Origin of the sequence: Streptomyces sp. NPDC093261 (assembly GCF_044753645.1) — a bacterium.
Lineage (GTDB): Bacteria > Actinomycetota > Actinomycetes > Streptomycetales > Streptomycetaceae > Streptomyces.
The window spans coordinates 1-12538 of sequence record NZ_JBIVNO010000016.1; the positions used below are offsets into that span (position 1 = coordinate 1).

The window sequence follows — 12538 nt, forward strand, 5'->3', positions numbered from 1 at the left end:
CCCATGCGGCCGCTCCACCGTCCCCTCCGACCGCGGAAAGAACTCGTACCACGACCCGAACAACGCCCGCTCCCGCTCCACCAGCAACGGCAACGGATCCGACGACGTCACCAACTCCCGCAACGGAAACCGCCCCAACACCTCATCCACCTCAGGGGTGAGGGCCGCCGCGAGCCGGGAGGCGGCCGGGCGGCCGGTGTCGCGCAGGGCGTCGGCCGCGGCGAGCAGCACCTCACCGGGGCCCTCGCGCTCGGGGACCCCGGCGGCCGCGCGCTCGTACAGCCGCGCGCCCTCCTCCAGGACCAGCTCGGTGTCGATCCCCGCGGGGATCTTGATCGTCGCGTGATGCCGCCAGGTGGTGACCGGATCGCTCCATCCCTCCACGGCGTAGGTCCAGTTGCCCTCCCTGGGCACGGAGACGGTGGCGCCCCAGCGGTCGGTGCCGGGGGCGAGTTCGCGCATCGGCCTCCGGGGACCGGGGCGGCCCTCCGGATCGGTGAGGACGACATGGGCGGCGACCGCGTCGTGGCCCTCACGGAAGACGGTGGCGGAGATCTCGAACTCCTCGCCCACCACCGCCTTGGCTGGGCGGCGGCCCTGGAGGACGAGGGGGCGTACCTCGAGGACGGGGATGCGTCCGATGGCGGGGCCCGGGCCAGGGGCCGGCCCCTGGCCCTCGGACGGTGTCCGGGGGGCGGGGGGACCGGCGTCGGAGGTCCCCAAGGGGGAGGCGCCGGTGCCCGGTGCCGTAGGTGTCGGCGAGTGGTGCGTCGGGGGCATGACCGCTCCTGTCCGCGTCAACGTGGGTGGCGGATGAGGGTGTCGGAAGGTGGCCGGCGGTTCTACCGGGGGAGCCTTCCCACCAAGTGTGGGTGGGCATTCCGGCACTTTGTTAACTACTCACGCGTATGTCTACCTTCAAGACCGGCCGCATCCGGACGAGGGAAGGGGACCGGCCCCGCCCGCGGGGGCGAGGCCGGTAACAGTACGGGTGCCCGGTGAACGGCAGTTCAAGGGCGGTCCACCCTGAGGAGTTTGCCGGGCGATGTGGAGCCGGCCGCGGTGAGTTCCACGGACGACGCGCGGCCGACGAGCGCCCGGCTCACCTCCGCCGGTCTCGCCCGGGGATGGCGGGCCATGTACAGCGCGGCCGCACCCGTGACATGCGGTGTCGCCATCGACGTACCGGAGAGGGTGGCATGGCCGGTGTCGCTCGCATTCGAGTCGGAGGTGATCCCCACGCCGGGGGCGAACAGGTCGACGGCCGGGCCCCAGTTGGAGAACGCCGCCCGGGAATCGGTCCGGTCGACGGCACCGACCGTCACGGCCTCGGCGACACGGGCGGGGGAGTACCGCGCGGCCGGGAGCCCGTCGTTGCCCGCCGCGACCACATAGGTGACCCCGGAGGCGATGGAGGCGCGCACCGCGGCGTCCAGCTCGGCATTGGCGCGGCCGCCCAGGCTGAGGTTCGCGACCGCGGGCTTCCTGGCGTGCCGGGTCACCCAGTCGATACCGGCGATGACCTGCGCGGTGGTGCCGGAGCCGTGGTCGTCCAGGACGCGCACCGCGACCACCTTCGCCCGCTTGGCGACCCCGTACGCGGTGCCCGCGAGGGTGCCGGCCACATGTGTGCCGTGCCCATTGCCGTCGGCGGCGGTCGCGTCGTTGTCGACGAAGTCCCAGCCGTAGCTCGCCCGGCCGCCGAAGTCCTTGTGCGAGATACGGATGCCGGTGTCGATGACGTACGCCGTCACGCCCGCTCCCTCGGGCCCCGGCGAGGAGTAGCTGCCATCCAGGGGGAGACGGGCCTGGTCGATGCGGTCCAGGCCCCAGGACGGCGGGTTCTTCCAGGTCGCGTCGAGGGAGACCCGGCTGTCCTGGACGACCGAGGCCACGCGGGAGTCCGCCGCGAGACGCCGGGCCTGCCGCGCGTCGGCCCGTACCGCGTACCCGTTGAGGGCCGTCCCGTAGATGTGGCCGATTCTCGCCCCGTATCTCTCGGCGATGCCTTCGCCGGCCGCCGACCCGGCTCCCGTTCCCGCCTTGAGCGTCACGATGTAGCTGCCGCGGACGGCGCCGGGAGCCCCGGCGCCGAGGATCGTTCCCTCCGGTGCGGCGTGCGCGGGCTCGGCGGTGGCCGAGAGCGCCACCACCGTGGCGACCGCGGCGAGGCACCCCGCCCAACGCGGACGCGTGGTTCTCTTCCGTGCCATGGTGTGCGTTCCCCTCCTCCACTCGGCGTACGGCGGCCACGGATCCTCCACGCCCCCGAACCGCCGCCGGCCGGTACGCCGGTGGGCAGCCTCTCGTGCGGTGTGAACCGCCACAAGGCCGCCTGGCGGGGCGGAATCGGCCATATCGGCCCCGCGCCCTCCGGGGCGAGATCCCGGCACGGGGCGCGTGCGAACCCGCGGTAAGCCGAACGCGCCATTGCCACGCGGCGTACCGTCGGGGGTGACACGCCGCGTACGCCCTTACGTGAAGGTGGAACTCGTGAAGGCCATCCGCAGGTTCACCGTACGTCCCGTCCTCCCCGAATCCCTTCACCCGCTCAGCGACCTCGCGCGCAATCTGCGCTGGTCCTGGCATTCCGAGACCCGCGACCTCTTCCAGTCCGTCGACCCCGAGCGCTGGGCCGTCTCGGGCGGCGACCCGGTGCGGCTGCTGGGGAGCGTGCCGCCCGCACGGCTGGCGGAGCTGGCCGAGGACCGCCGCTTCCTGCGCCGGCTCGCCGCGGCCGCGGGTGATCTGGCCGACTACATGAGCGGCGAGCGCTGGTACCAGGCGCACTCGTCCGAGTCCGATCTCCCCGCCGCCGTCGCCTACTTCTCCCCGGAGTTCGGCATCACCGCCGCGCTGCCGCAGTACTCCGGCGGCCTCGGCATCCTCGCCGGCGACCATCTGAAGGCGGCCAGCGACCTCGGGGTCCCGCTGATCGGGGTGGGCCTGCTCTACCGGCACGGCTACTTCCGGCAGACCCTCACACGGGACGGCTGGCAGCAGGAGCACTATCCGGTGCTCGATCCGAACGAACTGCCCCTGACACCCCTGCGCGAGCCGGACGGCACCCTCGCCCGGGTGTCCCTCGGCCTGCCCGGCGGCCGCCGGCTCCAGGCCCGTGTCTGGCTCGCCCAGGTGGGACGGGTGCCGCTGCTGATGCTCGACTCGGACGTGGAGGAGAACGACCTCGGCGAGCGGGGCGTCACCGACCGGCTCTACGGCGGCGGCAGCGAGCACCGGCTGCTCCAGGAGATGCTGCTGGGCATCGGCGGGGTGCGTGCGGTGCGGACGTACTGCCGGCTGACCGGACACCCCGAACCGGAGGTGTTCCACACCAACGAGGGCCACGCGGGCTTCCTCGGGCTGGAGCGGATCGCGGAACTGTGCGAGACCGGCCTGGACTTCGACGCGGCCCTGGAGGCGGTGCGGGCCGGCACGGTCTTCACCACCCACACCCCCGTCCCGGCCGGGATCGACCGCTTCGACCGGGAGCTGGTGGCCCGCCACTTCGGACCGGGCGCGGAGCTGGAGGGCATCGCGGTGGAGCGGATCCTCCAACTCGGCATGGAGACCTACCCGGGCGGCGAGCCCAACCTGTTCAACATGGCGGTGATGGGTCTCAGGCTCGGTCAGCGCGCCAACGGCGTCTCGCTGCTGCACGGCAACGTCAGCCGGGAGATGTTCTCCGGCCTGTGGCCGGGCTTCGACCCCGACGAGGTGCCGATCACATCCGTGACCAACGGGGTGCACGCGCCGACCTGGGTGGCACCGGAGGTGTTCCGGCTCGGGGCGCGGCAGATCGGCGCGGAGCGCACCGAGGACGCCATGACGGTCGGTGGGCGCGAGCGCTGGGACGGCATCGCGGAGATCCCGGCCCAGGAGATCTGGGAGCTGCGCCGGGTCCTGCGCGAACAGTTGGTGCTGGAGGTGCGCGAGCGGCTCTACGCGTCCTGGCGGCAGCGCGGTGCGGGAACGGCGGAGCTGGGCTGGATCGAGGGGGTGCTCGACCCCGATGTGCTGACGATCGGCTTCGCCCGGCGGGTGCCGTCGTACAAGCGCCTGACCCTGATGCTGCGCGACCGGGATCGCCTGATGGAGCTGCTGCTGCACCCGGAACGCCCCGTCCAGATCGTCGTGGCGGGCAAGGCGCACCCGGCGGACGACGGCGGGAAGCGGCTGATCCAGGAGCTCGTCCGGTTCGCGGACGACCCGCGGGTGCGTCACCGCATCGTCTTCCTCCCGGACTACGGCATGGCGATGGCGCAGAAGCTCTACCCCGGCTGCGATGTGTGGCTGAACAACCCACTGCGCCCGCTGGAGGCGTGCGGGACGAGCGGGATGAAGGCGGCGCTCAACGGCTGCCTCAACCTGTCGGTCATGGACGGCTGGTGGGACGAATGGTTCCAGCCGGACTTCGGCTGGGCGATCCCGACGGCGGACGGCGCCGCCATGGACGAGGACCGCCGCGACGAGCTGGAGGCGGCGGCGCTGTACGACCTGCTGGAGCGGCGGGTGACCCCGCGCTTCTACGAGCGGGGCCAGGGCGGTCTGCCCGACCGCTGGATCGAGATGGTCCGCCAGACCCTGATGAACCTGGGGCCCAAGGTGCTGGCCGGGCGGATGGTGCGCGAGTACGTGGAGCGGCTGTACACCCCGGCGGCCCACGCGCACCGGGCGATGACCCCCAACGCGGCGCGGCAGCTCGCGGGGTGGAAGGCGCGGGTGCGCGCGGCCTGGCCGGCCGTCACGGTCGACCATGTCGAGACGTCGGCCGCGACGGCGACGGCGGAGCTGGGCGCGACGCTCTCGCTGCGGGTCCGGGTCGGCCTCGGCGACCTGTCACCCGATGACGTGGAGGTCCAGGCGGTGTCGGGCCGGGTCGACGCGGACGACCGCATCGCGGACGCCTCGGCGACCGCCCTGAAACCGGCGGGTGGCCCGGACCTGGAGGGCCGCTGGCTCTACGAGGGCCCCCTGTCGCTGGACCGCACCGGCCCCTTCGGCTACACCGTACGCATCCTGCCCACCCACCCCCTTCTGGCCTCCGGCGCGGAACTGGGCCTGCTCACCGTGCCGTCGGAGGACCTGACGGAGGCGGCGGGGGTGCTGATGCGCTGACGACGGCGGCACGCACCGACGACGAACCGGCACACACCGACGACGGCGGCGGCCCGCTCCGGGTGGGAGCGGGCCGCCGTGTCCGAGGGACGGGTCAGGGGGTGCGTTCGCCGGTGCCGGCCGGGCTTGGAGCGGGTGCGGTTCAACGCTGCGGTGGCGCGGGCCGCCGGGGGCGGTGTCAGCCCTGCGGGATCTCCGCGCACAGCTTGCGCAGCACCGATCCGCACCGCCGGGCGTAGGCCTGCTGGAAGCCCCGGGCCGCCGGGCCGCCCGCCTTCGTGTACCACTTGGCCGGGCGGCTGAAGGCCGTGATCGTCAGCCAGACCGTGCCGTCGCCGGTGCGGTCCACGACGAAGGCCTCCTCGCCGCTCTCCGGATGACCCGGCAGCGTGCCGTAGGCCCAGCCCGCTCGGCGGTGCTCCTCGACCGCCCAGACCACCCGGCACGGGGCCTTGATCACTCCGGCCAGGGTGAGGGTGACGTCGACGCCTGGTGCCGCCCGGTCCGCGCCGGCCAGGACGCCGACGCCCATCGCCCGGTGCAGCTCCCAGGTGAGGAGGGCCTCGGAGGCTCGGCGGAACACCTCCTCGCCCTCGCCGATACGGGCGCGGACGTGCAGGGGGCGGAACCCCTCGGGGCAGTGGCCGTCGCGGGTCGCGCCGACATCCTCGTACGTGAAGGACATGGGCCCAGCGTAGGGCGGCCCCCGGCGTCGCCTTCCCGCCGGGGGCCGCTGTGTCGCTCTGCGCCTACTAGCCCACGTTGACCGCGGACCAGGCCGCCGCCACCGCCTTGTACTCCGTACTGCTCGAGCCGTAGAGGGCCGCCGCCGCCGAGAGGGTGCCGGTGCGGGCGGACTTGTAGGTGGTCGTCGACGTGAAGTACGTCGTCAGCGCCTTGTACCAGATCTGGAGCGCCTTGTCCCGGCCGATGCCGGTGACCGTGGAGCCGTTGTACGTCGGGGAGTTGTAGGTCACCCCGTTGATCGTCTTCGAACCGCTGCCCTCGGACAGCAGGTAGAAGAAGTGGTTCGCCACACCGGACGAGTAGTGCACGTCGAGGTTGCCGACGGACGAGGACCAGTAGTCGGCGGAGCCGCCGTCCTTGCTGGGCTTGTCCATGTAGCGCAGCGGCGTACCGTCGCCGTTGATGTTGATCTTCTCGCCGATGAGATAGTCACCGGGGTCGGAGGCGTTGTGGGCGTAGAACTCCACGCCGGTGCCCATGATGTCGCTGGTGGCCTCGTTCAGGCCGCCGGACTCACCGCTGTAGTCGAGGCCCGCGGTGTTGGCGGTGACGCCGTGGCTCATCTCGTGGCCGGCCACGTCCAGTGAGGTCAGCGGGTCGGCGTTGCCCGCGCCGTCGCCGTAGGTCATGCAGAAGCAGCTGTCGTCCCAGAACGCGTTGACATAGCCACTGCCGTAGTGGACGCGGGAGTAGGCGCCGACACCGTCGTTCTTTATGCCGCTGCGGCCGAAGGTGTTCTTGTAGAAGTCCCAGGTCTCCTGCGCGCCGTAGGCGGCGTCGGCGGCCGCGGTCTGGTCGGAGGAGGAGGTGGACGCGGTGCCGGTGCCGAAGACGTTGGTGGAGCCGGAGACCAGGGTGCCCTTGCCGGACGTCTTGCGGGCCAGGTTGTAGGTCTTGTGGCTGCCGCGCGTGGCGTCGGTCAGGTTGTACGTCGAGCCCGACTGGGTGGTGGTGAGGCTGACGGTGCCCGAGTACAGCGTCTTGCCGGTGCCGGTCGCGTTCTCGATGCCCTGGTACTCGAAGAGCTTCTTGCCGGTGGCGGCGTCGGTGATGACGTGGAGCTGGTTCGGGGTGCCGTCGTCCTGGAGGCCGCCGACGATCGTCTCGTAGGCGAGGACGGGCTTGCCGGAACCGGCCCAGATGACCTTGCGGGCACCGTCGGCGGTGGACTTGGCCGAGCCCAGCGCCTTCGCGGCGGTCACGGCCTGCTTCGCCGCCTTCGCCTCGGTGATCTGCGGCCTCAGGGAGGCCACCTTGATGGCCGCCTCGGTCGCCTTGGTGACGCCCTCGGTCGTGCCGGCCTTCGACGTGTGGACCACGAGGTCGCCGCCCAGGACCGGGAGGCCGGCGTAGGTGCGCTCGTAGCGCGTGTGCACCGTGCCGTCGACGTCTCTCACGACGTCCTTGACGACCAGGTTCTCCTTGGTGCCGAGGCCGATCTGCCGGGCCGTCTCGGCCACGTTCGCCTGCGCCTCCTTGACGAGGGAGGTGCGAGCCGCCGCGGACAGGGCGGTCGGGGCGGCGGCGAGAGGAGCCCTGCCGGTGGCGGCGGCCGGGGTCTGGGCCGAGGCGCCGGTGGTCAGACCGGTGGTGAGGAGCGCTCCGGCGGCGACGGTGGTCGCGATGGCCAGAGTGCTGCGCTTGTGACGCGTGTAGCGGGGAGTCACACAAGCTCCTTATGTGGGGGAGTCCGAACGGCGTGGGGTTGCCGGCCGGAACGGATGTGAAGTGGCTGTGCTCGTGCGGCGGGTGCTGGAAGGGTCGCATCAAGGACGCGTACATGTCAGGACCCTGAAGTGATGTTGGCCGGAAGTCGACTGACTGGTTAACGTTTCGGAAATGTGAACGGGCGCCGCCCCGGCTGTCGAACCTCCGGGACGGCGCCCTGCCTCGAGTGCCCTGGACCGCGGGTTACGGGAAGGTGATCTTCCAGCTGTTGATCGTTCCGACGTCCTGTGCCGCCTGGTCCTGGACCCTCAGCTTCCAGGTGCCGTTGGCGGTTTCCGACGAGGCGTTGACCGTGTAGGTGTCGGTCACGTTGTCCGCGGAGTCGGAGGAGCTGAAGTTCTTCAGCCGGTACGCGGTGCCCGACGGGCCGATCAGGTCGATCACCAGGTCACCCCGCCAGGTGTGGGTGATGTTCGGCGTCACCTGGAGGTTGCTCGGCGCGTTGCCGGTGCGGCCGCTCACGGTGATCGACGAGGTCACCGCCGGCCCGTTGTCCGGGATCGACACCGGGGTCGTGCTCTCGTACGACGTCCCGCCGCCGGAGCCGCCGCCGGAGCGGGAACCGACCGCGACCGCCGCCCACGCGTCCTGCACGGCCTTGTACTCGGCGCCCGTGGTGCCGTACAGCTCACCCGCCGCCGCGAGCGTGCCCGTGCGGGCCGACGCGTAGTTGGTGGTCGAGGTGAACTTCGTGGTGAGCGCCCGGTACCAGATCTGCAGCGCCTTGTCCCGGCCGATGCCGGTGACCGGGAGTCCGTCCGCCGTGGGCGAGTTGTAGCTGACGCCGTTGATGACCTTGGCGCCGCTGCCCTCGCTCAGCAGGTAGAAGAAGTGGTTCGCCGGGCCGGACGAGTAGTGCACGTCGAGGCCGCCGAGCCCCGAGTACCAACTGTCCTTGGACGCACCGTCCTTGCTGGGCTTGTCCATGTAGCGCAGCGGGGTGCCGTCGCCGTTGATGTTGATCTTCTCGCCGATGAGGTAGTCGCCCACGTCCGACGAGTTGTTGGCGTAGAACTCCACGCCGGTGCCGAAGATGTCGGAGGTGGCCTCGTTCAGGCCGCCGGACTCGCCGGAGTAGTTCAGGCCCGCGGTGTTGGCGGTGACGCCGTGGCTCATCTCGTGGCCGGCCACGTCCAGCGCGGTCAGCGGGTCGGCGTTGCCGGACCCGTCGCCGTACGTCATGCAGAAGCAGCTGTCGTCCCAGAACGCGTTCACATACGAGTTGCCGTAGTGCACGCGGGAGTACGCGGCCTTGCCGTCGTTCTTGATGCCGCTGCGGCCGAAGGTGTTCTTGTAGAAGTCCCAGGTCTCCTGCGCCCCGTAGTGGGCGTCCGCGCCCGCGGTCGCGGCGTTGGACGTGGTGCCGTTGCCCCAGGTGTCGTTCGACTGGGAGAACAGCGTGCCGGTGCCGGAGGAGCCGTGGTTGAGGTTGTACGTCTTGTGCCCGCCGCGCGCGCCGTCGTTGAGCGTGTACGTCGAGCCCGACTGCGTGGTGGTCAGCGTGACCTGGCCGCTGTACTGGGTGTTGCCGACACCGGTCTCGATGCCCTGGTACCGGAACAGCTCCTTGCCGGTGGCCGCGTCGGTGATGACGTGCAGCTGGTTCGGGGTGCCGTCGTCCTGGAACCCGCCGATCACCGTCTCGTACGCGAGGGTGGGCGTACCGCTCGCCGCCCAGATCACCTTGCGCGGGGCGCTGTCGGCGGCGGTCTTCTTCGAGCCCTCCGCGCGCGCGACGGACAGCGCCTGCTTCTCCGCCTTGGCGGCGGTCACGGCGGGCGTGAGCGAGGTGACCTCGATGGACGCCGAGGTGGCCTTGACGACCCGCAGGGTCTGCCCGGACCTGGCCGTGTCGACCACCAGGTCACCACCGAGCACCGGCAGGCCGGCGTAGGTGCGCTCGTAGCGGGTGTGCACCGTGCCGTCGGCGTCCTTGACGACGTCACGGACGACCAGCTTCTCCTGGGCGCCGAGGCCGATCGCCCGGGCGGTGTCCGCCTTGGCCCCGTCGGCGTCGCGCAGCAGTTCGGCGCGCTGCGAGGGGGACAGCTTCAGGGCCATGTGGGCGGGGTTGATCTTCCCCGTCCGGAGGCCGACCGGGACGGCGCTCGCGGCGCCCGACTCGACGGCTGCGGCCAGCAGGGCGGAGACGCCGACGAGGGCGACGGCCGCGGCGCGGTATGCGGGGGTGTGGGAGGTGCGTCTGCGAGAGGAATTGCTGCTCAACACTGACTCCTTCTGCGTGGCCGCGGGTCGCGCGGCCAGGGGAGACCGGACGGAGGGTCGCCCGTCCGGGCAGAACGGGGGCGTAACGCGGAACCAGGTGCATGAAGGTGACGGGCCACGGCACAGCGGGAGCAGTGGGGTTGCTGTGGGGTTGCTGTGAGGTGGCCGTGGGAAGCGTGGCAGAGGCGGCCGTGATTGTCAGGATCGCATCAAGAAGTTGGCTGGAAATGGTTCGTTGCCCGGATGGTCATGTTCGCTATACGAACTGTTCAGACACGTCCGGCGGGAGCGCGGCCCGGGGCGGGGCGGCAACATCCGGATCGGGGCAGCGGACCGGGCGTTTCAGGACAGCGCAAGGGCCCCGACGGCACAGCCGGCGGGGCCCTTGGAACGCAGGGACTAGAGGGTCATCTCGGCGATCTGCACCTGCTGGATCTGGCTGGTGCCCTCGATGATCTCCTGCACCTTGGCGTCCCGCAGATGCCGCTGCACCGGGAAGTCCGGCCCGATGCCGTTGGCGCCGTGCAGCTGCACGGCGTCGTTGGCGGCCGCGAAGCCGGTGCGGGAGGCGACGTACTTGGCGATCAGGGTCTGGCGGATCGCGTCCTTGTGGTTGCGGGCCCGCAGCACACCGGCCTGGCGGCACAGCAGCCGCGCCGCCTCGACCGAGGAGATCATGTCCGTGAGCATCCGGCGCACCAGCTGGTGGTCCCTGATCGGCACGCCGAACTGGGTGCGCTCACGGGTGTACTCCAGGCTCGCGGTGAGACACGCCTGGGCCAGGCCCACCGAGCCGTAGGCGGTGCTGTAGCGGCCGTAGTCCAGGGAGCCGGTGGCGAGCAGGTCGAAGGTGAGCCGTCCGTGGCTGATGAGGTTGGCCTCGGGCACGACACAGCCGTCGAAGCTCAGCTCCGCCAGTTCGGAGGCGCGCAGGCCGAGCAGGCCGGAGATCGGCTCGGTGCGGAAGCCGTCCGTGCCGCGCTCCACCACGAAGGCCGCAGGCTCGCCCTCCAGCCGGGCGAAGACCAGGAAGATTCCGGCACGCTGACCGAAACTCATCCACTTCTTACGGCCGTTGAGAACGAACCCCGCCCCGGTGCGCTCGGCGGTCATGGAGCCGCTGCGGGCGTCGCTGCCGGCCTCGGGCTCGGTCAGGGCGAAGGCGCCGACCGTCTCCCCGGTGCCGATGCGCGGCACCCAGCGGTCGGCCTGTTCCCTGGTGCCCCACTTCAGAATGGCGTGCGCCACCATGCCCTGCACGGCCACCAGGTTGCGGATGTTGCCGCAGCCGCGGCCGAGTTCCTCGCTGAGCAGGCCGTAGGTCTCCACGTCCATGCCGCTGCCGCCCGCCTCGGTCGGCAGCGTCGGCACGAGGAGGCGGGACTTGCCGAGGAGTTCGACGATGGAGTCGGACAGCCTCTGCTCCCGGTCCCAGCGGTCCGCCTCGGGTACGAGGTGGTCGTCGACGAAGGCCGCGAAGGACGCCCGGTCCTCCTGCTGCCGCGGTGTCAGTCCGTACAGCACCGTGTCCACCTCACATCTCCCGTGTGACCGCGTCGGGCCACCGTGCCGGATCGCTGCCGTGCTGGCTGAGGAACGCGTGGACCAGCCTCTCCAGGCCGAACCCCACGCATCCGCTGGCTATCGAGCCGCCGCCGGAGCCCGTGATGTCGAAACAGTCCCCGAAGAAGTTGCCGTGCAGGTTGAACGACCCCACGGCGATCGACCGGTCGGCGGAGACCGGCAGGAGCAGCTCGAACTTCAGCTCCATCATGCGCTGGGAGAGGATCTTGCCCGCCGTGTCGGCGTTGGTGAAGAAGTGGTCGCTCGCGACCTCGCACCGGCCGGCCAGGCCCAGCTCCTCCATCAGCGAGAACGCCTGCTGCATCACGGAGTTCCGGCAGGTTGCGGCGAACTCCTGGGAGCCCATGAAGACGATCTCCCGGATAGTGAAGTCCCACAGCCGCTCCAGGCTGGTGTGGTAGCGGGACTCGTACCGGAAAGCCTTGCCGCGCGCCGTGACGACCATGTCGTCCTCCAGCCGCCGCCCCTGGAACTGGTGGAAGCTGTGGTAGCACATCGTCGGCGGCAGACAGTAGTCGTGGTTGGAGCAGTGCGCGAACAGGTCGTCCGGCAGGCGCTGTTCGGCGGTGTAGCGCTCGACGAACGACTGGTAGACGTCCAGGTCGTTGTGGAGCCGGGTGACGAACATCGGGAACTGCGGGAACGAGCCGAAGTAGCCGAACCGGTCCAGCACGCTCGCCGGCAGCAGCGTCGGATACTGGTACTCGCGGGCGGACTTAAGGCTCAGTGCGATGGCCCGCAGCCGCTTGTCGAGGTAGGCGAAGAGGGAGATCAGCGGCTCGCCGAAGCCGACCTGGCCCTCCCCGGAGACCACCACGGTGCCCCGCTCCACCAGCTCCGGGAACGTGTCGGCGAAGGCGTCCCGGTGGACGGGGGACTCCCAGACGACCCGGGGCGCCAGCGGGCGCTGGGGCAGGATCTGCTCGGCCACCACGCGGTTCACCTTTGCCGCGACCTCGGCGGAATCCGCGCCTCCGGCAGAATGCAGCGTGAGTTCGACGCCGGTCACGGATCCCTCTTCGCGGGTCAGCTCGAATTCCGTGATCGAGCTGGACACGAAGAAGAGCCGCTTCATCAGCTCGGGGGCGAGGGATTCCGGAACCCCGGGTGAAAGGGGCACATGTACGGTAGGCAT

General features: G+C 71.0%; 8 protein-coding genes. 1 reads left to right on the top strand and 7 read right to left on the bottom strand.

What is annotated here, in order from left to right; genetic code table 11:
- Together ACIP94_RS27990 and ACIP94_RS27995 are read right to left on the bottom strand one after the other, a co-directional pair.
- The coding region (locus tag ACIP94_RS27990; RefSeq protein WP_402431391.1) for a maltotransferase domain-containing protein at positions 1-780 on the bottom strand (780 nt) is incomplete at its 3' end.
- A gap of 230 nt (positions 781-1010) precedes the next feature.
- Positions 1011-2213, bottom strand: coding sequence for a S8 family peptidase (locus ACIP94_RS27995; RefSeq protein ID WP_402431394.1), 1203 nt, complete (start codon positions 2211-2213; stop codon positions 1011-1013).
- A gap of 280 nt (positions 2214-2493) precedes the next feature.
- Between ACIP94_RS27995 and ACIP94_RS28000 the strand changes: the two genes are divergently transcribed.
- Positions 2494-5118: a glycosyltransferase family 1 protein gene (locus tag ACIP94_RS28000; protein WP_402431397.1), complete on the top strand. Its 2625-nt coding sequence runs from the start codon at positions 2494-2496 to the stop codon at positions 5116-5118.
- A gap of 178 nt (positions 5119-5296) precedes the next feature.
- On the opposite strand, the gene ACIP94_RS28005 is transcribed toward ACIP94_RS28000, so the two are convergent.
- The 5 genes from ACIP94_RS28005 to ACIP94_RS28025 all read right to left on the bottom strand — a co-directional run bounded on the left by ACIP94_RS28005 (position 5297) and on the right by ACIP94_RS28025 (position 12538).
- On the bottom strand, positions 5297-5803 hold the full coding sequence (locus ACIP94_RS28005; RefSeq protein WP_402431400.1) for a DUF1990 family protein: 507 nt from the start codon (positions 5801-5803) through the stop codon (positions 5297-5299).
- 67 nt (positions 5804-5870) lie between these two features.
- On the bottom strand, positions 5871-7532 hold the full coding sequence (locus tag ACIP94_RS28010; RefSeq protein ID WP_402431403.1) for a M4 family metallopeptidase: 1662 nt from the start codon (positions 7530-7532) through the stop codon (positions 5871-5873).
- Between the two features lie 244 nt (positions 7533-7776).
- Complete coding sequence (locus ACIP94_RS28015) at positions 7777-9819, bottom strand: M4 family metallopeptidase (RefSeq protein ID WP_402431405.1); 2043 nt, start codon at positions 9817-9819, stop codon at positions 7777-7779.
- A gap of 399 nt (positions 9820-10218) precedes the next feature.
- Positions 10219-11352, bottom strand: a complete 1134-nt coding sequence (locus ACIP94_RS28020) for an acyl-CoA dehydrogenase family protein (RefSeq protein WP_402431408.1) — start codon at positions 11350-11352, stop codon at positions 10219-10221.
- Position 11353: 1 nt separating this feature from the next.
- On the bottom strand, positions 11354-12538 hold the full coding sequence (locus tag ACIP94_RS28025; protein WP_402431410.1) for a hypothetical protein: 1185 nt from the start codon (positions 12536-12538) through the stop codon (positions 11354-11356).

Excerpts from the sequence above, each read along its gene's own strand:
- ACIP94_RS28025 (WP_402431410.1), bottom strand. The coding sequence starts at position 12,538 with ATGCCTACCGTACATGTGCCCCTTTCACCCGGGGTTCCGGAATCCCTC.
- ACIP94_RS27995 (WP_402431394.1), bottom strand. The coding sequence starts at position 2,213 with ATGGCACGGAAGAGAACCACGCGTCCGCGTTGGGCGGGGTGCCTCGCC.
- ACIP94_RS28005 (WP_402431400.1), bottom strand. The coding sequence starts at position 5,803 with ATGTCCTTCACGTACGAGGATGTCGGCGCGACCCGCGACGGCCACTGC.